The sequence below is a fragment of the Ferrovibrio terrae genome, assembly GCF_943371255.1.
Taxonomy (GTDB): Bacteria; Pseudomonadota; Alphaproteobacteria; order Ferrovibrionales; family Ferrovibrionaceae; genus Ferrovibrio; species Ferrovibrio terrae_B.
Genome location: NZ_CALRUC010000069.1, coordinates 1 through 22,025, shown reverse-complemented (window position 1 = coordinate 22,025; position 22,025 = coordinate 1). Strand labels below are relative to the sequence as shown.

Annotated in this window: 24 protein-coding genes and 1 riboswitch; of the genes, 11 read left to right on the top strand and 13 right to left on the bottom strand. The window is 65.0% G+C overall.

The genetic code is table 11. From position 1 onward, the window contains the following. On the bottom strand, positions 1-1,232 hold a 1,232-nt coding region (locus AAG799_RS14730; protein WP_341897192.1), incomplete at its 3' end, for an ATP-binding cassette domain-containing protein. Between the two features lie 4 nt (positions 1,233-1,236). After that, positions 1,237-2,391: an efflux RND transporter periplasmic adaptor subunit gene (locus tag AAG799_RS14725; RefSeq protein WP_341897190.1), complete on the bottom strand. Its 1,155-nt coding sequence runs from the start codon at positions 2,389-2,391 to the stop codon at positions 1,237-1,239. Between the two features lie 311 nt (positions 2,392-2,702). Between AAG799_RS14725 and AAG799_RS14720 the strand changes: the two genes are divergently transcribed. Continuing rightward, positions 2,703-3,599: an RNA polymerase sigma-70 factor gene (locus tag AAG799_RS14720; RefSeq protein WP_341897188.1), complete on the top strand. Its 897-nt coding sequence runs from the start codon at positions 2,703-2,705 to the stop codon at positions 3,597-3,599. A gap of 21 nt (positions 3,600-3,620) precedes the next feature. Here AAG799_RS14720 and AAG799_RS14715 read toward each other — a convergent pair whose 3' ends face one another. Next, entirely contained in the window at positions 3,621-3,839 is a 219-nt protein-coding gene (locus tag AAG799_RS14715) for a hypothetical protein (protein ID WP_341897186.1), read from the bottom strand. Positions 3,840-4,052: 213 nt separating this feature from the next. Next, complete coding sequence (locus AAG799_RS14710; RefSeq protein WP_341897184.1) at positions 4,053-5,273, bottom strand: argininosuccinate synthase; 1,221 nt, start codon at positions 5,271-5,273, stop codon at positions 4,053-4,055. Between the two features lie 195 nt (positions 5,274-5,468). Here AAG799_RS14710 and AAG799_RS14705 point away from each other — a divergent pair, with 195 nt between their 5' ends. Next, complete coding sequence (locus AAG799_RS14705; RefSeq protein ID WP_341897182.1) at positions 5,469-6,062, top strand: hypothetical protein; 594 nt, start codon at positions 5,469-5,471, stop codon at positions 6,060-6,062. Positions 6,063-6,102: 40 nt separating this feature from the next. On the opposite strand, the gene AAG799_RS14700 is transcribed toward AAG799_RS14705, so the two are convergent. Continuing rightward, the gene (locus AAG799_RS14700) at positions 6,103-6,321 is read right to left on the bottom strand and encodes a succinate dehydrogenase assembly factor 4 (RefSeq protein ID WP_341897180.1); all 219 of its coding nucleotides are present in this window, start codon (positions 6,319-6,321) and stop codon (positions 6,103-6,105) included. A 109-nt stretch (positions 6,322-6,430) separates the two neighbouring features. On the opposite strand from AAG799_RS14700, the gene htpX reads away from it, so the two are divergent. Further along, positions 6,431-7,423, top strand: a complete 993-nt coding sequence (htpX, locus tag AAG799_RS14695) for a zinc metalloprotease HtpX (protein ID WP_341897178.1) — start codon at positions 6,431-6,433, stop codon at positions 7,421-7,423. Here htpX and AAG799_RS14690 read toward each other — a convergent pair. The 7 genes from AAG799_RS14690 to AAG799_RS14660 all read right to left on the bottom strand — a co-directional run bounded on the left by AAG799_RS14690 (position 7,420) and on the right by AAG799_RS14660 (position 15,030). Then, positions 7,420-9,156: an ABC transporter ATP-binding protein/permease gene (locus AAG799_RS14690; RefSeq protein ID WP_341897176.1), complete on the bottom strand. Its 1,737-nt coding sequence runs from the start codon at positions 9,154-9,156 to the stop codon at positions 7,420-7,422. The two genes, htpX and AAG799_RS14690, sit on opposite strands and share 4 nt — an antisense overlap. A 105-nt stretch (positions 9,157-9,261) precedes the next feature. After that, positions 9,262-9,669: a VOC family protein gene (locus tag AAG799_RS14685; RefSeq protein ID WP_341897174.1), complete on the bottom strand. Its 408-nt coding sequence runs from the start codon at positions 9,667-9,669 to the stop codon at positions 9,262-9,264. Positions 9,670-9,750: 81 nt separating this feature from the next. Next, entirely contained in the window at positions 9,751-10,614 is an 864-nt protein-coding gene (locus AAG799_RS14680) for a helix-turn-helix transcriptional regulator (RefSeq protein WP_341897172.1), read from the bottom strand. Positions 10,615-10,652: 38 nt separating this feature from the next. Beyond that, positions 10,653-11,405, bottom strand: a complete 753-nt coding sequence (locus AAG799_RS14675; protein WP_341897170.1) for an energy transducer TonB — start codon at positions 11,403-11,405, stop codon at positions 10,653-10,655. Further along, entirely contained in the window at positions 11,399-13,513 is a 2,115-nt protein-coding gene (locus tag AAG799_RS14670; protein WP_341897168.1) for a TonB-dependent receptor, read from the bottom strand. The genes AAG799_RS14675 and AAG799_RS14670 overlap by 7 nt, the downstream gene beginning before the upstream one ends. A 99-nt stretch (positions 13,514-13,612) precedes the next feature. After that, the gene (locus AAG799_RS14665; protein ID WP_341897166.1) at positions 13,613-14,542 is read right to left on the bottom strand and encodes a DUF1775 domain-containing protein; all 930 of its coding nucleotides are present in this window, start codon (positions 14,540-14,542) and stop codon (positions 13,613-13,615) included. A 47-nt stretch (positions 14,543-14,589) separates the two neighbouring features. Then, entirely contained in the window at positions 14,590-15,030 is a 441-nt protein-coding gene (locus AAG799_RS14660; protein ID WP_341897164.1) for a DUF2946 family protein, read from the bottom strand. A 97-nt stretch (positions 15,031-15,127) separates the two neighbouring features. Continuing rightward, a riboswitch (cobalamin riboswitch) is annotated at positions 15,128-15,383 on the top strand. Between the two features lie 69 nt (positions 15,384-15,452). On the opposite strand from AAG799_RS14660, the gene AAG799_RS14655 reads away from it, so the two are divergent. The 5 genes from AAG799_RS14655 to AAG799_RS14635 all read left to right on the top strand — a co-directional run bounded on the left by AAG799_RS14655 (position 15,453) and on the right by AAG799_RS14635 (position 19,772). Then, positions 15,453-16,067, top strand: coding sequence for a HupE/UreJ family protein (locus AAG799_RS14655; RefSeq protein ID WP_341897162.1), 615 nt, complete (start codon positions 15,453-15,455; stop codon positions 16,065-16,067). A gap of 287 nt (positions 16,068-16,354) precedes the next feature. Continuing rightward, on the top strand, positions 16,355-17,710 hold the full coding sequence (rho, locus tag AAG799_RS14650; RefSeq protein WP_341897160.1) for a transcription termination factor Rho: 1,356 nt from the start codon (positions 16,355-16,357) through the stop codon (positions 17,708-17,710). Positions 17,711-17,838: 128 nt separating this feature from the next. Further along, positions 17,839-18,378, top strand: a complete 540-nt coding sequence (gene sodC, locus AAG799_RS14645) for a superoxide dismutase [Cu-Zn] SodC (RefSeq protein ID WP_341897157.1) — start codon at positions 17,839-17,841, stop codon at positions 18,376-18,378. Between the two features lie 92 nt (positions 18,379-18,470). Further along, positions 18,471-19,322: an AraC family transcriptional regulator gene (locus AAG799_RS14640; RefSeq protein ID WP_341897155.1), complete on the top strand. Its 852-nt coding sequence runs from the start codon at positions 18,471-18,473 to the stop codon at positions 19,320-19,322. A gap of 42 nt (positions 19,323-19,364) precedes the next feature. Continuing rightward, entirely contained in the window at positions 19,365-19,772 is a 408-nt protein-coding gene (locus AAG799_RS14635; protein ID WP_341897154.1) for a DUF2000 family protein, read from the top strand. A gap of 6 nt (positions 19,773-19,778) precedes the next feature. On the opposite strand, the gene AAG799_RS14630 is transcribed toward AAG799_RS14635, so the two are convergent. Beyond that, complete coding sequence (locus AAG799_RS14630; RefSeq protein ID WP_341897152.1) at positions 19,779-20,249, bottom strand: PAS domain-containing protein; 471 nt, start codon at positions 20,247-20,249, stop codon at positions 19,779-19,781. Positions 20,250-20,846: 597 nt separating this feature from the next. Here AAG799_RS14630 and AAG799_RS14625 point away from each other — a divergent pair. The 3 genes from AAG799_RS14625 to AAG799_RS14615 form a co-directional block, all read left to right on the top strand. Then, complete coding sequence (locus AAG799_RS14625; RefSeq protein ID WP_341897150.1) at positions 20,847-21,047, top strand: hypothetical protein; 201 nt, start codon at positions 20,847-20,849, stop codon at positions 21,045-21,047. Positions 21,048-21,051: 4 nt separating this feature from the next. Continuing rightward, a complete protein-coding gene (locus AAG799_RS14620) occupies positions 21,052-21,324 on the top strand; it encodes a hypothetical protein (protein WP_341897149.1) in 273 nt (90 codons plus the stop codon). A gap of 5 nt (positions 21,325-21,329) precedes the next feature. Continuing rightward, the coding region (locus AAG799_RS14615) for an ATP-binding cassette domain-containing protein (RefSeq protein ID WP_341897147.1) at positions 21,330-22,025 on the top strand (696 nt) is incomplete at its 3' end.

Here is a 22,025-nt window from a genome sequence, read left to right as displayed (position 1 = left end):
ATGCCTTCGGCCACCGGCCATTCGCGCGCCACCGGGAAGGGCGCGGTGGTGGCATTGACCTGGGTGACATAGTCGCGGCTGCCGGTGCGCACGGTGACATTGCCGGTATATTCCGGCACCGAGGCGAGGATGTTGTGCACCTCGGCGGCAATGGCATCGGCGTCGTCTGCCGTCAGCGTCGCCGTCACGCCGCCGGATTGCCGGATATTCGGCGCCCCGGGGCGGATCAGCAGCAGGTTGGTACCCATGGCGGTGATGCGGTCGAGCACCGACTGCTTGGCGCCGTCGCCGATCGCCAGCATGGCGACCACGGATGCCACACCGATGATGATGCCGAGCAGGGTGAGCAGGGTGCGCAGCAGGTTGCTGCGCAGGGCCTGCAGCGCCATGCGGCCGGCTTCCAGGGCATCGAACAGGGCGAAACCGGTGCTGCGGCCGCGCGCCGGGCGCATCGGCTCGGCCTGTGGCGGCGCGGCCTGCAGCCCGGGATGCGCCACCGGCTGGTCGGCGATGATATTGCCGTCCTTCAGTTCGATGATGCGGTTGGCCTGGGCGGCGACTTCGTGATCGTGCGTGATGAGAAGGATCGTATGGCCCTGGGCATTCAGGTTGTGCAGCAGGCGCATCACCTCGGCGCCGCTTGTGCTGTCCAGCGCGCCGGTCGGCTCGTCGGCCAGGATCACGGCGCCGCCATTCATCAGGGCACGCGCAATCGAGACACGCTGCTGCTGGCCGCCCGACAGCTGGGTGGGGCGGTGATCGAGGCGGTCGGCCAGGCCCAGCTGGCCCAGCAGGGCTTCGGCGCGCTGGCGGCGCCGGCCACGCGGCAGGCCGGCATAGATCGCCGGCATTTCCACATTGGCGGTGGCGGATTCAGACGGCAGCAGGTTGTATTGCTGGAAGATGAAGCCGAAGGCTTCGCGCCGCAGCAGCGCCCGGCCATCGGCATCCAGCGCCGAGACTTCATCGCCGTCAAAGCGGTAGCTGCCCTGCGTCGGCCGGTCGAGCAGGCCGATCAGGTTCATCAGCGTCGATTTGCCCGAGCCCGATGCGCCCATGATGGCGACGAATTCGCCGGCATGGATATCCAGCGAGATGCCATGCAGCACCTCCACGGCCAGCGTGCCGCGGTAGAAGGTCTTGCGGATGTCGCGCAGCGCAATGATTGGTACCGGATTGGCGCCCGTCGATTTTGGCGCCGTCGTCTCGCTGCCCGGAAGCATCACGTTCATGGGCTTACAATCGCGGCGGCGGGCCTGACCGCTGCTGGGCGGTGGCGCCCGGCGGCCTGACCGCGGTAATATCGATCACCACTTCATCGCCGACATCCAGGCCTTTGCTGATCGCGGCATTGACGCGGTTGCTGGCGGCGACTTCGACAGTGCGGCGCACCGGTGTGCCATTCTCGATCACGCGCAGGCCGTAACGATTCTTGCCTTGAGGGACGGCGCGCAGCGCCGCCATCGGCACCACCGGCAGATTCTCGGCCTTCGACACCACGAAGAACACCTGCGCGCTCATCTGGGTCAGCAGATCCCTGTCGGGATTGGCGACATCGAACAGCGCCGAATACAGCACCACATTGTTGACCACTTCCGGCGTCGGCAGGATCTGGCGCAGCTTGCCTTCGCGGCGCTTGTCGGGTTGCCCCAGCGTGGTGAAATAGGCATTCATGCCCAGTGTCAGTTTCGGCACATCGGCTTCCGACACCTGGGTCTTCACCGTCATGGTATCGAGATCGGCGATGCGCAGGATGATCGGCGCCTGCTGGTTGGCATTCAGCGTCTGGCCCTGGCGCGCCGTGATATCCACCACGGTGCCGGTCATCGGCGCATAGATCTTGGTATAGCTCAGGCTGGCCTGGTCGGACCGCAGGGTCGATTCACCCTGCTGGATCTGGGCGTCCAGCACGGCGATCTGCGCGATCAGCGATTTGCGGCTGGCCTCGGCGCTGTCATAGGCATCCTGGCTGGTGGCGCGGCCGGCGAGCAGGTTTTTCTGCCGCTCGAACTGGCGCTCGGCGAGGCCGAGCTGCACCTGCTTGTCGGATTTCTGCGCGCGCAAGGCCATCAGGTTGGCCTGGTCGGCGGCAACGCGGGCTTCGTAGATGGTGGGGTCGATCAGTGCCAGCAGCTGGCCCTGTTCGACGCGCTGGCCGAAATCGACCGCGATCACCTTGAGCTGGCCCGATACCTGGGTGCCGACATCGACATAGTTCAGCGGCTGCAGGGTGCCGACGGCGGAGACGGTGTCTTCCACGCTGCCCAGCGCCACGGTCTGGGTGCGGAAGGCCGGCTTGGTATCGGCGCGGGCCGACCAGAACCACCAGGCGCCACCGGCCAGCAGGGCGACGACGACAGCGGAAGACAGGATAAGGGATGTGCGTTTCATGATCTGGGTTTATGGGCCGCTTTTTAGGTCAAACGGAAGCGGCCGGTGAATCCTGCGCCTGCATCAGCTTATCAGGCGCAACAGCCGGCAGGGTAATGGGCGGCGGGTATTTTCTCAACATATTGAAATGAAACAATATTTATATTGCGCTGGCTCGGGCCGGGCGGCGCAGGCTGGCCATCCGAAACTGGCGAGCCCTGTCATTCTGCGGCAGGCTGCCCGGGATCAGGGCCTGAGAGGTCACGCGGTGCCGGCTGTCACAGCCGGCACCGCCGGTCCGTCTAAGGGGTATCTGAGCGGAAGGATGCCCCATGGCGCAGGACAAGCCGGTACAGGATGATGCGAGCGCGCGCTTCGAGGCGCATCGCCGCCGGCTGTTCGGCCTGGCTTATCGCATGCTGGGCAGTGTGGGCGATGCCGAGGATGCCGTGCAGGATACCTACCTGCGCTGGCATCGCGCCGATCGTGCGGAGATCCTCAACCCGGAAGCCTGGCTGGTGACGGCCTGCACGCGGCTGTGCATCGACCGCCTGCGCGCCGCCAAGGCCGAGCGCGAGCATTACCCCGGCATCTGGCTGCCCGAACCGCTGGTCGAACTGGAGGTCAGTGTGGCGGGTGCCGAAGCCGCCCATGAGATGGCCGACGACCTGTCGATGGCGATGCTCATGGTGATGGAGCGGCTGACGCCGGCCGAGCGCGCCGCCTATCTGCTGCGCGAGGCCTTCGATTACGACTATCCGCAGATCGCCGTGGCGCTGAAGAAAACCGAAGCTGCCTGCCGCCAGCTGGTGAGCCGGGCGCAGAAGCATCTGAAGGATGCGCGCCCGCGCTTTACCGCCGACGAGGCGGCGGCGCGCGCGCTGGCCGAGAAATTCTCCAGCGCCACGAAAGCGGGCGATGCGGCGCAGTTTGCCGGGTTGCTGGCCGAGGATGCGATGCTGTGGTCGGATGGCGGCGGCAAGGCGGCGGCGGCGCTCAACATCATTCACGGGCCGGACAAGGTGGCGCGGTTCTTCATCGGCATCCGGCGCAAGCTGCCGCCGGCGCTGCGGCGCGTCAATGCGCGCATCAACGGCCAGCCCGGCTGGCTGCTGTTCGATGGCGATGTGCCTTACATGGCGCTCGCGCTGGATATTGCGGGAGGCGTGGTGCGCAACGTCTTCATCATGCGCAACCCCGACAAGCTGGCGCGCCTGCCGGCGGTTTAGGCGGGATCAGACCCAGATGGATCAGACGTAGATATCGACATAGCGGCCGAGCTTGCCCTGCACGGCGCGCAAGACAGCGGCGAAGGACGAGACGGTGCGGCTTTTGTGCTTCACCGGCTTTGCCGGACCTTCCAGGCGGCGCAGGGCGCGCTGCCACAGACGCTCTTCCATATAGCGTTCGGTTGCCCGGGTGGTGCGGCGATAGGCGGTGACGGGGGTAACACGCGTCGAACTCATCATGGCAAGTCTCCTGTCTTCTACGGGAGCAGGCCGGCGATTGAGGTCCGGCACTGCGGCCCTCTTCAGGGTCGTGCCATGCAAAAGTATTGGAAATCCGATGTGTTGGGTTGCGACCAGACTGTGGCCTTCGTGACAAGATCACGACTGGCCACGAAAAAGGCGGGCTGAAAAGCCCGCCTTTCCGGTAATTCCGCCACAAGCGAAGCTGGGCCGTCAGTTCTTCTGCCGATTGAGCAGACGGAGCCGCAGCGCATTCAGCTTGATGAAGCCGGCTGCATCCTTCTGGTCGTAGACCGAGTCGGCCTCGAAGGTGACATGGGCCAGCGAGTAGAGCGACTTGGGCGACTTGCGACCAACCACGCTGACCGAGCCCTTGTACAGCTTGAGCCGCACGGTGCCCTCGACATTCTGCTGGCTCTTGTCGATCAGAGCCTGCAGCATCTCGCGCTCGGGCGAGAACCAGAAGCCGTTGTAGATCAACTCGGCATAGCGCGGCATGATCTCGTCCTTCAGATGCGCGGCGCCGCGATCCAGCGTCACCTGCTCGATGCCGCGATGGGCCATATGCAGGATGGTGCCGCCCGGCGTTTCGTAGATGCCGCGGCTCTTCATGCCGACGAAACGATTTTCCAGCAGATCGAGGCGGCCGATGCCATGCTTGCCGCCGAGCTCGTTCAGCTTGGTCAGCAATGCGGCCGGCGACAGCGCCTGGCCGTTCACGGCGATCGCGTCGCCGGTCTTGAACTCGACCTCGATATACTCCGGCTGGTCCGGCGCCTTCTCGGGGTCGACGGTGCGCGAATAGACATAGTCGGGCGCTTCCACCCAGGGATCTTCCAGCACTTTGCCTTCGGCCGAGATATGCAGCAGGTTGGCATCGACCGAGAAGGGCGCTTCGCCGCGCTTGTCCTTGGCGATCGGAATCTGGTGCTTCTCGGCAAAGTCGATCAGCGTGGTGCGCGAGGTCAGTTCCCATTCGCGCCAGGGCGCGATCACCTTGATCGAGGGATTGAGCGCGTAATAGCCCAGTTCGAAACGCACTTGGTCGTTGCCCTTGCCGGTGGCGCCATGGCAGACCGCGTCGGCGCCGACCTCGCGGGCGATCTCGATCTGGCGCTTGGCGATCAGCGGCCGGGCGATCGAGGTGCCGAGCAGGTAGAGGCCCTCATACATCGCATTGGCGCGGAACATCGGGAAGACGAAGTCGCGCACGAATTCCTCGCGCACATCCTCGATGAAGATCTGCTTCACGCCGAACATCTCGGCCTTCTTGCGCGCCGGCTCCAGCTCCTCGCCCTGGCCCAGATCGGCGGTGAAGGTCACGACTTCACAGCCATAGGTTTCCTGCAGCCATTTCAGGATCACCGAGGTATCCAGACCGCCGGAATAGGCAAGGACCACCTTCTTGACGCTGCCATGCTTGCTGCCGCTCATCGGGCGCACTCCTTAACACTGCTTGGGAAAGCCGAGGAAAATCGGGCCGGAGTATAGGCATGGGCAGGGACCGCGCAAGCCGCCGGGGCCGCCCTGCCGGTGCTTTCCGCACCCGGAAAAGGGCCGAACAGTTGGATTTTCCCGGGTGATCTGGAAGGATGCCCCGGACGCGGCAATCATGCCGTCGGGGGTGTGATGAGATTCCGTAGTCTTGTGGTCTGTGTCCTGCTGGTGGTCAGCCTGTCGGCCTGTTCCGCGGCTCTGGTGCCGCTGTCCTTCGATCCCAAGACCAAGCTCGGGCAGGCCTACCAGCTGATGTACGAGTTCGACCGCCCCCTGCCGGCCGAGCGCCTGATCCAGGAAGCCTATGACATTTACCTGGAGCGTGGGGATTACGAGGGGATGGGCACTGCCTATCAGCTCTATGGATTCTTTTTCGTCTCGCGGGCGGTCGTCAACTGGTCCCATGTCTATGCTCGCGCCGGTTTCTTTGATGGCTCGGCCTATAAAGATCGATTCCACAGCTCCGCGGCATATTTCGAGCGGTCCGCCAATCTATTCATGAAGATTGACCAATTTGACTCCGTCACAAGCGTGCTGTTCAACGGCGCTCGTTCATATGTTTTCGCGGACGAACGCGATAAAGCATGTTCAACATATGATCGGAGTCTGGAATACTATCGCAAGAATATCGCGGCCAATCCGGGGGTGAAAGTTACCCTGCCAGCCGGGTATTCTGACTATGAAGTTCTCGTGCGCGACGAGAAGGTGCAGGCTAAATGCCCCTGAGCCCGCCGCAATTCCGGCGCAATCGGTTCTAAAATCAGCCTCAGAAGTCGGACACGATGCCCTTGCGTTCCCAGTCGCCGTAGCGGGTGGGTTCCGGGCCCTTGGGGCCGTCTTCCTCGCCGGGCGCCTGGGTCAGCTTGATCGCCGGCTGGGCCGGCGCCAGCGGCTTGCCGGTCTTGGGATCGATGGGGCGGGTATCGGTGGCGTTGCCATCCAGGGATGGGACGGCGTTTGTCGGCTGGTTGGGATCGTCGGCCATGGCGGCACCATCTTGCGGCGGGGTACGGGCTTCTTACATATAGCGGTGCGGGCCGGCCGGAAAGCTTTGGCAGGCGAGTGGGTCCGCCACGGAAAGAGGTTGGGAGACCATGAATTACTTCAAGACGGGTTTGCTTCTGGCCGCCATGACGGCGCTGTTCGGCGCGGTTGGCTTCCTGATCGGCGGCGAGGCCGGCATGCTGATCGCGCTCGCGGTCGCCGCCGCCATGAACCTGTTCGCCTACTGGAACAGCGACAAGATGGTGCTGTCGATGTATGGCGCGCGCGAGGTCGATGCACAGACCGCGCCGGAATTCTATCGCCTGGTCCAGCATCTGGCGCAGCGCGCCGGGCTGCCGATGCCCAAGGTCTATGTCATCGACAACGACCAGCCCAATGCCTTTGCCACCGGCCGCAACCCGGAGAATGCCGCCGTGGCGGCCACCACCGGCCTGCTGCATCGGCTCAGCCGCGAGGAAATCGCCGGCGTGATGGCGCATGAGCTGGCGCATGTGAAAAACCGCGACACGCTGATCATGACGGTGACGGCGACGCTGGCGGGTGCCATCGGCATGCTGGCGAATTTCGCCATGTTCTTCGGCGGCGGCAGCCGTGATGCCGAGGGCAACCGCAGCGGCTTAGGGATCATCGGCAGCATCGCGGTGATGATCCTGGCGCCGATTGCCGCCATGCTGGTGCAGATGGCGATCAGCCGCAGCCGCGAATATGACGCCGACAAGGCGGGCGCGGAAATCAGCGGCAATCCGCAGGCGCTGGCCTCGGCGCTGCAGCGCATCAGCGGCTCGGTCGAACAGGTGCCCAATGCGCAGGCCGAGGGCAATCCGGCCACCGCGCATATGTTCATCATCAACCCGCTGCATGGCGGCGCCATGGACAGCCTGTTCTCGACGCATCCCAGCACCGAGAACCGCGTCGCCGCGCTGATGCAGCTGGCGGGTGGCATGTCTGGCGGCCGGTCTTATCAGCAGCCGGCCTATGCCGCGTCGTCGCCGATGCCGGTGCGTCCGGCCCCGTCCGGCAGCGGTTCGGTGCCCAGCTCGGGCGGTCGCCGCCGCATCAGTCCCTGGGGTGGCCGCCGCTAACCGGCTGCCACCAGCCGCGACGGCTCGCCTGCCGCGGCGCCATCCAGCATCTGGCGCTGGCGGTGGAACGCCACCAGAGCCGGCTTGTGCCCGATGCTGAACACCGCCGTCTGCGGCAGTGAAGCGCGCAGGGCATCCAGCGCCTTTTCCTCGGTGGCGTCATCCAGCGCCGAGGTCGCCTCATCCAGATACAGCCATTGCGGTTTCAGCAGCAGGGCACGGGCCAGCTGCACGCGCTGCTGCTCGCCGCCCGATAGCTGCTGCTCCCACACCGCCTCTTCATCCAGCCGGTTTTCCAGCTTGGACAGATCGAGCGCGACCAGCGCGGCACGGTAATCGGCATCGGAGAACTGCGCCGGGTCGCGCGGATAGGCGAGGGCTGCGCGCAATGTGCCATGCGGCAGATAGGGCTTCTGCGGCAGGAACAGGCTGACCGCGTCGGCCGGGCGCTGCACATTTCCGGTACCGAACGGCCACAGGCCGGCAATGGCGCGCAGCAATGTCGTCTTGCCCTTGCCCGAACGGCCCTGCACCAGCAGGCTGTCGCCGGCAGACAGCTGCAGGCCATCGGCCCGCATCAGCGGCCGGCCATCGGGCAGGTCGAGCGTCAGGGCATCGATGCTAAGGGTATCGCCGGTCTGCGCCACCGTGATCTGCGACTGCGTCGAAATCCGGCGCGCCTTGTCCAGGCCGGTGCGGAAGGTGGTGAGGCGGTCGATGACCGAACGCCATTCGGCGATCTCCGGATAGGAGTTGATGATGAAGCTGAGCGCCTCCTGCACCTGGCCGAAGGCGGAGCTGATCTGCATCAGGCCGCCCAGCTGGATGGCGCCGCTGAAATAGCGCGGCGCGCCGACCACGAAGGGAAAGATCAGAGCCAGTTGACCATAGCCGATGGTGAACCATGTCACCTGCTTCTGCTTGCGCATGATGTCGTAGAAATTGCCGAAAACGGCAGCGAAGCGCGCACCCAGGCCGGCGCGTTCAACTGCCTCGCCATGCTGGAAGGCGATGCCCTCGGCATGTTCGCGCACGCGCACCAGGTGGAAGCGGAAGTCGGCTTCCATATGCTGCTTGTCGAAATTCAGCTTAACCAGCGGCCGGCCGATCAGATGGGTCAGCCAGGTACCGGCGACGGCATAGACGATGGCAACCCAGACCATGTAGCCGGGAATCGCATAGTCGGTGCCGCCGATCGTGATGGCGAAATCGCCCGACAGGCTCCACAGGATGCCGAGGAAGGAGGCCAGCGTGACCACGGCATTGAGCAGGCCGAGCGTCAGCGTCAGTGAATAGTAGGGAAAGAGGCGCAGGTCTTCGGCGATGCGCTGGTCGGGGTTGTCGGTGCCCAGCCCCAGCATCTGCATATGGTAGTAGCGCTTGCCGCCCAGCCAGTCGTTCAGCCAGTGCTCGGTGAGCCAGCGGCGCCAGCGGATTTCCAGCATCGACCGCAGATACTGCTTGTAGACGGCGACGATGATGAAGGCAAAGGCGACGCCGGTGAAATGCAGCAGCAGGGTCTTGAAGGCCTCGAAGTCCTTCTCCTGCAGGGAATTGTAGAAGTCATTGTACCACTGGTTGAACCAGACGCTGAGGCCCACGCTGCCGAGATTCAGGATCACGATGACAGTCAGCAGGCCCCAGGCGCTGCGGCGTTCCTTGCGGTCGGTGAAATAGGGTTTGGCCAGTGTCCAGAAGGCACGGGCAAAGCTGGGGCTGGCGGATCGCGGCATGAGGGTATTCCCGGGCGGAGGGCGAGACTGAATGGCGCGACCCTAGCCCGGGAACTGTGGCGAAGTCTTGGCCTGACAGCTGAAAATCGGCCGGATGAAAAATGTTTAATCCGCGGTGAATGCCGGCGCGTAGGTGCCAAAGCTCCACAGATGACCTTCAGGGTCGCGGGCGGAGAAATCGCGCGAGCCGTAATCGGTATCGCGAATCTCCATGACGATGCGGGCGCCGGCGGCCTTGGCGCGTGCGAACAGGGCGTCGATGTCCTTCACCACAATATAAACGCCCTGCGTGGTGCAGCCGGCTTCCTGCGGCGTCGACAGGGCGAAGGGCCCATCCGGCTGCCGGCTGCCCAGCATCACCATGCCCTGGCCGAGCTGCAGTTCTGCATGGGCAATGCCGCCCTTGCCGTCCGCATGCGACATCACGGTTTTGAACCCGAAGGCTTGTTCCAGCCAGGCGAGTGCGGCCGGCGCGTCGCGATACTGCAGGAAGGGATAGATGCTGGGTGTCATGGGTGTCTCCAATACTGATGCGGCGAGGATAGGCAGCCCCCGGCGCACCGTATTGGAAAAATGTAACCTGATGTCGCCGGGTCAGTCGACCGGCAGGCCATATTGATCGGGCAGGCGGTCGGCCAGGTAATCGCCCGGCGTGCGGCCGGTCAGCCGGCGGAAATCGTTGGCGAAATGCGCCTGGTCGAAATAGCCGGCATCCTGGGCAATCGCGCTCCAATTGGCCGGGACAGCGTCGATCAGGTCGAGCGCATGGCGGAAGCGCAGGATGCGCGCCACCGATTTTGGTGTCAGGCCGACATGCTCATGGAAGCGCGTGGCCAGCAGCTTGCGGCTGCAGCCGAGTTCGGCGGCCAGTGACGCCACCGTCATCCGGCCATGGCTCTGCTGCAGCTGCCGCAGCGCCCAGGATGTCTCGCGGGCGGCTGCCAGATCAAAGTCGGGTGCGACCGTCATGCGCCGCAGCAGCATGGCATCGAGCAGGCGAAATCCGGCTTCCCAGCTGTTGACCGTCTGCAAGCCTTCAATCAGCTGTCGCGCCGCGGCCTGCCCAAGCAGATCGGCCAGATCGAAGGCCCGGTTGGTCAGCGCGCGCATGGGCAGACCGAAAAAACGCCGCGCGCCCTGCGGCGTGAACATCACCTGGAAGCCGCGCTGGCTGCCGGTCGAGTCCGAGATGGCATAGGCATCGCTCAGGCCGGCGGCGAAACCGGCGCCACTGGCGACCGCAACGACATGACCGTCGGTGTCGATGATGGTGATCGGCGCACCCAGATTGACGATCAGCACGGCCTGGATACCGGGCAGCTCATGCCGGCGGGTGAAGCGGGTGTTGCGCTCGTCGTAGCCACTGTAAGTGTCGACCAGGCCGCGCAGGGACGGCGCCGGCGGCGCCAATGCCATTTCCCAGCAGCCAAGATCGGAGTGATGGCGCAGCAGTTTCATTGCGCCAGTATTCTGCCTCGTCCGGCGCCGGTCCAGCCCTATTGCGCCGGACGTTCGAGGTTGAAGCGGATCGGGACGATGAAGGTGACCCTGTCGCTGCCCTGCGGCAGTTGCGGCGGCGGGAAGGGGGCTGCCCGCTGTGCCATGCCGAGCGCGGCATCGTCGAGCGCGCTGTGGCCGCTGGGCTGGACGAGCCGGAGATCGAGCAATCGGCCGGACCGGTCCAGCGTCAGCGCGATATGCGGCGCGCCCTCCTGGCGGCGCAGGCGGGCCGCGCGCGGATAGTCGCGGTGACGCGCCAGCCAGTCGAGCAGGATCGGTGCATAGGCCGGTGTCTGCACAGGCGCGGCTGGCAATGTTGCCGCCGGCGCCGCCGCAGCCGGTGCAGCGGCCACGGCCGGGGCCGGAGTGTCGGCAACCGTTTCCCCGGGTGTCGTGATCGCGGGACTGGCGGCAGGAACAGTGCGAGGGCGAACCGGCGGGCGGGGTTTGGGCTCGATCCTGGGCGGCGGCGGCGCAGGCATCACCAGCTGCGGCTCAGGCTCAGCTTCGGGTTCCGGCTCAGGCTCTGGCGGCGCGGCGGCGGCCGGGGTCGGCGGTGCACTGGCTGTCGGGCCGGGCAGGTCGAGGAGAATTTCAAAGACGATCGGATCCGGATCGCGCAGCACCGGCGCGATCGCGCCGATCAGGCCGAAGGCCACCGCCGCATGAACGGCAATGGCCGGCAGCAGGCCCCGGAGCGGTATGTCCCGCCCCGGGGCTGTCGGCAGTCTATCGTCGAGCGTTACCAACGGTACTCGGCGCCGACATACACGGCCCGGCCATCGCCCGGGTTATAAAGAGTTGAAGTGGCGGTCGCGGTGGCCGCGACCCCGACATTGGAGATGTAGGTCTTGTCCAGCAGGTTGCGGCCGTCGACGAACAGCTTCAGGCCGTTGCCGAAGTCGTAGCCGGCCTTGGCGCCGAGCAGGGCATAGGGCTCGGTCTTCAGCGCGGCGGTGTTGTTGTTGTCGACGAAGTAGCCCTGCGGCACCCATTCCACATTCGGGCCGCCATACCAGCCGCTGGCATGGCTGTAACGCAGCTCGCTGCGCAGGAAATGCCGGGGTGCGCCGGGAACGTCGTTGTTGCGATAGACGCGGTCGCCATCGAAATGGAAATCGCTATAGGTATAGGCGACCCGGATCGATGTCTTGTCGTCTTTTGAAACCACGTCGCGCAGCGCGATCCATTCGCTGCCCAGCTCGATGCCCTGGTGAATGGTTTCATCGGCATTGAAAACGCTGGTGGTATTGCCGACGGTCTGGAACTGCAATTCGTTCTGCAGCCAGGCGCGATAGAGGGCCGCATCCCAGGCGAAATCACCGGCCTTGCCGCGGGTGCCGATTTCCAGTGTCTTCGATTCCTGCGCCCTCAGGTTATTCTGCACGCCCGTGGTGCCGAGTTCGGAAAACGGCGGCGGCTCGTTCGACCAGCTGAAGTTGGTGAACAGCTGCTGCTGCGGTGCGTAATCCCAGCGCGCGCCGATCTTGGGGTTGATGCTGTCGTAGTTGCGTTTGAACGACTGGTTGCCGTCGCCGCGGAACTCGTCCTTGTATTCGCGATAGGCAAAGGTGCCCTGCAGACCGGCGATCAACGCCACGGTCGGCACGACATAGAAGGCATTCTCGCCGTAGATTTCGGTGGTGCGCGAAATCTGGTCGGAATCCGACAGCAGGGCACCCCGTGATCCGCCGACATTGTTGAACTGCTTGGCTTCCATGCGGCCGCCAAAGTAATTGATGCCCAGCGTGGTTTCGTTGCGATGGCCGGCGATCTGCTGTTCGTCGGTCCAGCGCGCGAAACCGCCGCCGTTCAGTTCATAATTGTCGATCACCCGGTTGAAGCCGCCGAACAGCGGATGGAACAGATCCTTGCGGGCGGCGAAGGCACCGACCGTCACCTCGCCGCTGTCGGTCAGGAAGCTGGTCTTGTTGGCGCCACGCAGGCTGTCGATATTGCGCTTGGTGTTGCCCTGGAAGTTGGCGGACGCGGCCTGCTTCGGATTGGCCAGCGCCTGGGCGCGTGTCAGGCTGCTGGGAATCTTCTGGTTGATATCGGCGGCCGACAGGAAGAACCGGGTTTCAGCGCCATCGCCAAAGCGATAGCCGAGATTGCCGTTCAGCCGCTTGTAATCCTGATCAGAGTGGTCGCGGAAGCCCTCGGAATGGCTGTAGGTCGGGGTCACGTAGTAATCATACTGGCCCAGCGCCATGCCGACGCCGAACTGGCTGCGCATCGACTCGAAGCTGCCGAATTCCTGCCGCACCATATAGCCCGGCTGGCTGCGGCCGGTCGGGCTGACGAAGTTCACGGCGCCGCCCAGCAGCGAGGCGCCATACTGCATCGCATTGGCGCCCTTGTAGATCTCGGTATAGTCCACGGCGAGCGGATCGATCTCCATGGTGTCGCCGCCGCCATCGGCATCGGTGATCGGAATGCCGTCCCGCAGGATGCGGGTACCGCGCAGATGGTTGTTGCGCGACAGGCCGGAGCCGCGGATGGAAAGCCGTGAATCCTCCTGGCCGTATTTCGACTGCGCGAATACGCCGGGCACGTAATCCAGGACATCGCGCACGGTGTTGGCATGGCCATCGCGGATTTCCGCGCTGGTGACGATATCGACGCCGCCGGCGGTTTTCTCAATGCGTCGTTTGGCCTCCTCGGCCGTGGGTACGGTGATCGCCTCGTCTTCCGGCTTTGCGGTGACGGTGATTGGTTGGGTCATGGTCTGGCTGCGGGCATCGGGGGCCAGCAGCGCGATCGCGGCGGTGGCGCCCAGCAGGGCGAGGGCCATGCGGGGCAGCAACCGCTCGGCGGCGCTGCGGGTGACGAAATAGGTGGCTGGATTGCGGTTCATGGATTTTCTCGCTGACAAGATCGGGAAGCGACGCGCAGACATGCGGCGGCCGCAGCCGCGCAGAATCGTGGCGTCGAACCCGAAAAGGATGGATCTGGCTTAGTGCTTGTGCTCGTGACCGCCGGCGGCCGGCATGCCCGACGATCCGGCTTTCTGCACTGGCACGTTGAGCGTCACCGTGCCGGCCTTCTCGAAGGTCAGCGTGAGCGGAAAGCTGGTGCCTTCCTTCAGCGCCTGCTTCAGGCCGATCAGCATCACGTGATAGCCACCGGGCTCCAGCGCGGTCTGGCCATGGGCCGGCACCGGGATGTTTTCCACGGCGCGCATGCGCATGGCATCGCCATCCTTGATATGCGTATGCAGCTCGACCGTCTCGGCCACCGGCGAGGCTGCCTTCAGCAGCTTGTCGGCCGTGCCGCCGGCATTCTTCAGGGTCAGGAACACGCCACCCACTTTCGCCGGCGTGGCGCGGGCAAATGGCTGCAGCACCTGGATGTCGCCGGCCTTCGCCATTGGCATGGCATCGCCGGCAATGCGGATCAGTGCCGCCGGCCGCTCGGCCCTCTGGCCGGCCGCCGGAATCTGGTCCCAGCGGGTTTCGCCGCCGGCGCAGGTCTGCACCACCGGCAGCCAGAACTGCTGGCCCGGCGCATCGGGCAGCTTCAGCACCAGGCCGAATTCATCGAACTGCTCGTTCGGCAGGCTGCCGCCGCGCCAGCTGATCGCGCTGACCACCGTATCGGTCTTGCGGCCATGGCCGGCATCGACCGGTTGGGCCAGTTTGGTGGTCTCCACCATGATCTCCCAGCCCGGCTTGGGCTGGGCGCTGGCATTGGCGACGCCTTCGGGGATGGTCACGCGGATCGCCGTGGTCGGCTTGCCGGCGCCGCAGCCATGGCCGACACGCAGTACCGTGCGGAAATAGCTGCCGGGCTGCGCCACGGCCGGATCGGCAACGATATGGGCGTGGACAGGGGATGAAAGCAGGGTGGCGAGCGCCGCGGCGCCCGCAAATTTGGTGATCGACATTGGGAAAACTCCCGGAATCCTGAAAACAGACGAAGCGGTGGCTTAGTTCAGGAAACGAAAACCGGGGGTGCGCGCGCCTGGGGCGGCAGAGCGGTGGCCGATGCCGCCGTGCTGGACGGCGCGGCGCCATACAGCACCGTAATGGCCAGGCTGGGCAGTGCCAGCACGATGCCCATGGGCAGGATGGCATGGTTCAGGCCGGCAGTGGCGAAGCAGACCGGACAGATGCGGCTGCTTTTTTCGCTTTTGGCCGGATCGGTATCGACCGGGGCCCCGTCTTTCAGGGCCACGGTGCGGAACCCGAGCGCGGAGCAGAGCACGACCTGCTCGATGCCCTGGGCAGCCTGAATCTGTCGGGCAAGCTGATGGGTCAGAGGCAGCAGGCCATGGAACAGCAGGGCGCAAAGCGCCGCCAGCGCCGCCAGCCGCGCAAGACCGTGTCTTGGAACGGGGCGGGGAAGGCGGGCTATGGCGGCAAGGCTGCGCATGGCGCACAGGCTTACCGCTGCGTGCCGCTTTGGGCAAGGGCGCGGTTTGCCGCAGGATGGGGCGCGGGGGGTCTATTTGACGCCATCCCCCCAGGCACTTAAGGTCGCCGGCGATGGTCCGCTGCGGCGATTCGCCAAAATGATCGATGCAGCGGTGAAAAGGGAACGCGGTGCGGGACTTAACCCTCGTCAGGGTGACGTCCTCAGGCCGCGGCAGCCCCCGCTACGGTAAGCGGTGAGTCCTGTGCCAGAGTGCCACTGGGTTGCCCATCATGATGATGGGCGGTCCGGGAAGGCGGTGCAGCGACAGCGACCCGCAAGCCCGGAGACCTGCCATCGCTGTTCCGGCGGACCGCCCTGCATCGGGGGATGATGCAACGGCCGGTGCGTCATCGTCGAAATGTTTGCACGGGAGGTGCATCATGTTCCGTTCTGTTACTGCCGCTGTCAGCCTTGCCACCCTGGTCTTTGCCGCGCCGGCCCTGGCGCATCATCCGATGGGCGGCACCACGCCGGCGACGCTGAGCGAGGGTCTGCTGTCGGGTTTCGGCCATCCGATTCTCGGCTTCGATCATTTCATCTTCATCCTTGCAGCCGGCCTGCTGGCGGCACCGCGCGCCCGCGGCCTGCTCCTGCCGCTTGCCTTCGTGATCGGTTCGTTTGCCGGTTCGCTGCTGCATCTGGGCAGCATCACCATCCCCGGCGGCGAATATCTGATCGCCGGCTCGGTCATCCTGCTCGGTGCCCTGCTGCTCAGCCCGCGCGCCATCAATGATGGCCTGTTCGCCGCGATCCTTGCGGTCGCCGGCCTGCTGCATGGCCATGCGCTGGCAGAGTCGATCTTCGGTGCCGAAGCCACCCCGCTGGTGGCCTATCTCGCCGGGCTGGCTGCGACGCAGTATCTGATTGCCGCGGCGGTTGTGCTGGCCTGGCGCAAGATCACCGTCATCAACAGCCTGCCGCAGTTCAACCGCTTTGCCGGTGCTGGCGTGGCGGCGGTCGGCGCGGTGTTCCTAGCGCTCAATATCGCCGGCTGACTGCCAGCGGATCGCTAATTTGTTACAGGGCGGGCGGCAGATCACACTGCCGCCCGCCCTTGACTTACCCGGCGCGCATTGCTATTTCGCTTAGGCAACCGGCCCATCTTCTTTCGGGCTGGCGCCGTTCTGGCACCCCTTCCGCACGATTTTGAATACCAGTTCATGATGCGGAATTTGCGCGGGCGGTTCTCAACATCCCCCTTCACTGGCTGCTGCTCCGCTCTGGAGCCAGCGCCCAAATCTCCCAAACACATCCGCTCTAGCCTGAGTCCGCGAGTCCGTCGATGAATCTCCAGGAACTGAAAACCAAATCCCCAACCGACCTGCTCGCCTTCGCCGAAGAGCTGCAGATCGAGAACGCATCCACCCTGCGCAAGCAGGACATGATGTTCGCGATCCTCAAGCAGCTGGCCGACAAGGAAGTCGAGATCACCGGCGAGGGCGTGCTGGAAGTGCTGCAGGATGGCTTCGGCTTCCTGCGCTCCGCCCAGGCCAACTACCTGCCGGGCCCCGATGACATCTATGTCAGTCCCAACCAGATCCGCCGCTTCGGCCTGCGCACCGGCGACACCATCGAGGGCACCATCCGCGCGCCCAAGGATGGCGAGCGCTATTTTGCCCTGCTCAAGGTCAACACGATCAACTACGAAGACCCCGAGCAGAGCCGCCACAAGGTCCATTTCGACAACCTGACGCCGCTGTATCCGACCGAGCGGCTGAAGATGGAACTGCCGGCGGTGGAGGAAGAGGCCCCGGCCGCGGCCGCACCTGCCGTCAAGGGCTCGACGCTCAAGAGCCGCAGTGGCAGCGCCAAGGTCGAGAAGATCATTTCCGGCGGCCCCAAGCGCGATGTCTCGGCCCGCGTCATCGACCTGATCTCGCCGCAGGGCAAGGGCCAGCGCGCCCTGATCGTCGCCCCGCCGCGCACCGGCAAGACGATGCTGCTGCAGAATATCGCGCATGCCATCAGCCACAATCACCCGGAAGTCTATCTGATCGTCCTGCTGATCGACGAACGCCCTGAAGAAGTCACCGACATGCAGCGCACGGTGAAGGGCGAGGTGATCTCCTCCACCTTCGACGAGCCGGCAAGCCGCCATGTGCAGGTCACCGAGATGGTGCTGGAAAAGGCCAAGCGCCTGGTCGAGCACAAGCGCGACGTCGTCATCCTGCTGGATTCGATCACCCGCCTGGCGCGCGCCTACAACACCGTGGTGCCGTCCTCGGGCAAGGTGCTGACCGGCGGTGTGGACGCCAACGCACTGCAGCGCCCGAAGCGTTTCTTCGGTGCCGCCCGCAATATCGAAGAGGGTGGCTCGCTCACCATCATCGCCACCGCGCTGATCGAAACCGGCTCGCGCATGGACGAAGTGATCTTCGAAGAGTTCAAGGGCACCGGCAACTCGGAAATCATCCTCGACCGCAAGCTGTCGGACAAGCGCACCTTCCCGGCCATCGACATCACCAAGTCGGGTACCCGCAAGGAAGAGCTGCTGGTCGACAAGGGCGTGCTGGCCAAGATGTGGGTGCTGCGCCGCATCCTCATGCCGATGGGCGGCCAGGACGCGATGGAATTCCTGCTCGACAAGATCAAGCACAGCAAGAGCAACGCCGATTTCTTCGATTCGATGAATACGTAAGATCCGGCTTACACGGACCGATCGCGGCGGGCGGGGGCAACCCCCGCCCGTTTGCGTTTTGCGCCATGGTTCCGCCGCTTTGGCGGTATAGTTGGTATCGGGAAACGTCCGCCATAAGGAGAACCGAGATGCAGCGCATTCTGTTGACCACAGCCCTGTCGTCCTTCCTCGCCGTTACCACCGCAACGGCTTTCGCCGCCGAGAAGAGCATCGACATCATGGCGATCAGCGCCACTGGGCCCGGCGCCAAGATCGGCACCGTGATGGCGAAAGACAGCAAGCATGGCCTGGTACTGACGCCCAGGCTCACCGGCCTCAACCCGCCGGGCCCGCATGGCTTCCATGTGCATGAAAAGCCCGATTGCGGCCCCGGTCCCGGCGCCAACAATGCCCCGGCGCCCGGCATGGCCGCCGGCGGCCATTACGATCCGATGAAGACCGGCAAGCATCATGGCCCGCATGGCAAGGCCGGCCACAAGGGCGACCTGCCGCCGCTGGTGGTCAATGGCGACGGCACGGCCACCCTGCCGGTGATCGCGCCGCATCTGAAGGTGAGCGACCTGCGCGGCAAGGCACTGATGATCCATGCCGGCGGCGACAATTACGACGATACGCCGGCGCCGCTGGGCGGTGGCGGCCCGCGCATCGCCTGCGGCGTCATCAAGTAAGGACAGAAAGACCCTCACCCCAACCCTCTCCCGCAAGCGGGAGAGGGAGGGACCCGCGAAGCGGGAGGGTGAGGGGCCGTATTGAGGAAGGCATGTCGCATAAGCTGACCAATGACTGGCTGGAGTTTGCCCGCGACCCGCGGAGCGGCACCGAGGCCGTGCGCGCCTGTTTCCATGCCCATGCCTATGACCCGCATTTCCACGACCAGGTGCTGGTCGGCGTGACCGAGCAGGGTGTGCAGCAGTTTCGCTGCCGGCGCGCCGTCCATCGCAGCACCCCGGGCCGGCTGATCTTCTTCGAGCCCGGCGACACCCATGACGGCGAGGCGCGCGAGCCGGACGGCTTCATCTACACGATGCTGTATTTCGATCCGCGCTGGCTGCGCGATGCGGCAGCGCTGTATGCCGGCCGCGCACCCGCCGACACGATCTTCCATTTCCCGCGCACGCTGGATGACGATGCCGCGCTGGCGCAGACCGTGCGCAGGGTGCGGCAGCAGATCGCCACACCCGACAGCCGCATGGCGCGCGAGGCGGCGCTGGATGCGGTTGTCGCCCGGCTGGCGCAGCGCTTTGCCGGCAGCGCGGAACGTCAGCATCAGGCGCCCCGCGCAGCAAAATTGGCCCGCGAGGCGATGGATGCGGGGTTCGACCGCGATCTCGGCCTCGATGACCTGGCAACCGCTGCCGGCACCGACCGCTTCCGCCTGACCCGCGCCTTCTCGGCCGCCTATGGCCTGTCGCCGCATGCTTATCTGGTGCAGCGGCGGCTCAACCACGCCCGCACCCTGCTGGCCTGCGGCGATGCACCAGCCGATGTGGCGGCTGCCACCGGTTTTGCCGACCAGAGCCATCTGGGCCGCTGGTTCCGCCGCGCCTTCGGCATGACGCCGGCGGCCTATCGCCGGCTCTGCACAAATCTTCCAGACGCCGCCACGGCCTGACGGGCAGTCTGCGCTGCGTTTGGCAACGCAAGAGGACCGTCTGTGTTCACCACCAAGATCGCCATTGTCGTGCGCGAGGATCTGGCGCCATGGCAGAAGCTCAATGTCACCGCTTTCCTGTCCAGCGGCATCGCGGCATCCATGCCGGCCTGTATCGGCGAGCCCTATATCGACGCCGCCGGCCGTCGCTACACCGCGCTATGCGGCCAGCCGATCCTGGTGTTTGCCGCCACGCTTCATGAGTTACAGAAAGCCCATGAACGCGCCTGCGCGCAGGACGTGATCATCGCGCCCTATGTGGAGGCGATGTTCACCACCGGGCATGATGCGGCCAACCGTGCGGTGTTTGTCGCGGGCGATGTGGCGGCACAGAGCTGGGCGGGGCTTGCCTTCCATGGCGAGCGCAAGGCGGTCGACAAGGCCGTGAAAGGCCTGAAGCTGCATCCCTGAGGCTGCCTAGATATCCGGATTGAAGAAGTCGGCGGCCAGCAGGATCATGTCGATGGTCGCGCCGTCGCTGCTGAGCGGCAGGCGCAGGATTTCATAATCATGCGTGCGCTCGTCGATCAGCATGTCGAGCCGTTCGACCAGCGGCAGGCAGCGCTGCAGCACTTCGGCATAGGCCTTGAAGATATGCTGGCGATAGCTCGGCTCCGGCAGGTCGTCGAGCCAGCGTCCGGTCGGATCGTAGCCAAAGCGCTGCACCGCGCGCGTGCCGACCAGGCGGAAGCGATAGCGCGGCCCGTCCGCTCCGTGCACCACATCGACGAGCGAGATATTGCCGAGCAGCCAGGACAGATCGAGCGGATCGATATCCTGCCGGCCGGGAATGGCGCGGTCGCCACGCCGGGCCTGCCAGTATTCCAGCAGGCGGCGCAGGCGCGGCCGTTGCACGGTCTCGACTGTTGCTTCGATCTGTCCTGCCACGCTGCGCTCAGTCCCTCGTCACCCCGACCTGCTGACAGCATGCGGAGCAAAGAATGAAAAAATCATGCGGGCCGGCAGATAGGACTTGTAACTGCAAATCATTCGCATATACTCATCGACATCGCGCTCCGGTGCGGTTCTTAAGTCGGCCTCGTCACTCTGCTGGTCGTGACGAGGTTTGTGGTCGGTCCGTCATTATGGGGCATTGGCGGGCCGACCCCGACTGAGCCAGCAGCGCCCTTTTTCCATCACTCAAGTCAGATCAATAGCTTGCGCAGAGCTATGCTGTAAATGCGTGTGAGATATTCCTGAATTGCAAAGCATACTGTGAAATAGACTTGACGCGCGGATTCCGGTGTGGAATATAGAGATCATCCGGTTCAGGCCGGATCGCGGGATTTGAAGGGCAGCTTGCGCCGCGCACCAACGCTAAAGCGCCACGACGTGGAGACACGCGTGGGCCCGATCTGAACTCGGAGACGACCCATGACCATCCGCACCCCCCGCTTCTGTTGTTGTCGCTGAACGCAGCCCGCCTGCCTTCATTTTTCCCCGCGACATGACTGCCGGTTCTGCACCGGCCAACGGAGCTATCCCATGAGTGAAGCCTATCTGATCGAGGCGGCCGGCGAGGCCGCCGGCCTGGTGATCCGCGAACGCGGCGGGTTCCGCTTCTTCGCCTCCACGCCGCAATTTTCCGCCATCGAGCAGCAGCTGTTCCGCCGCACCGCCGATGCGGAACGGGCCGCGCGCGCCCTGGCGGCGAATGACAACACCCATCCCCGCGCCTGGAGGTAAGACCATGACCGATATCCAGCTGGATGTTCCCACCCATGTGACGCATCACGATCGCGGGCGTCGCCTCGCGCTCGGCAGCCGCCTGCAGGCTGCCTTCGGGGCCTTCCTGGCGCCGGAGAAATTTGCCGATACCAGCCGCCAGCCGGTCAGCAACGACAATGAGGCGGTGGCCTGGGCCGATCAGGCTTCATCGCTGACCGATCCGCTGGCGCTGCCGCCCGACTGGCATGGGGCTGGAGATTTGCTGTCGCTCAGCTTCCTGCCGTTTGACCGTTGAGTGCCATGATCGAATTACAAACCATCACCAAGCGTTTCGATGCCGATTCCGGTTCGGTCGAGGCGCTGCGCCAGGTGTCGCTCACCGTGCAGCAGGGCGAGATCTTCGGCGTGATCGGCCGCTCGGGCGCCGGCAAATCCACGCTGATCCGCGTCATCAACCTGCTGGAACGCCCGACCGAGGGCAAAGTGCTGGTCGCCGGCCGCGACCTCACGGCGCTCTCGGCCGCCGAGCTGCGCGCCGCGCGGCGCGACACCGGCATGATCTTCCAGCATTTCAACCTGCTGTCGGCGCGCAACGTGTTCGACAATGTGGCGCTGCCGCTGGAACTGCGCGGCGAAAGCCGGGCCGGCATCCGCGCCAAGGTGACGCCGCTGCTCGATCTGGTCGGCCTGGCCGACAAGGCCGACCGTTACCCGGCGCAGCTCTCGGGCGGCCAGAAACAGCGTGTCGGCATTGCGCGTGCGCTGGCCACCGACCCGAAAGTGCTGCTCTGCGACGAGGCGACCTCGGCGCTCGATCCGGAAACCACCGAACAGATTCTCTCGCTGATCAAGGATATCCGCGACCGCCTCAATCTCACGGTGGTGCTGATCACCCATGAGATGGCGGTGGTGAAGGATATCGCCGACCGCGTCGCCGTGATGGAACGCGGCCAGATCATCGAGCAGGGCGCCACCTTCGATGTCTTCACCCGGCCG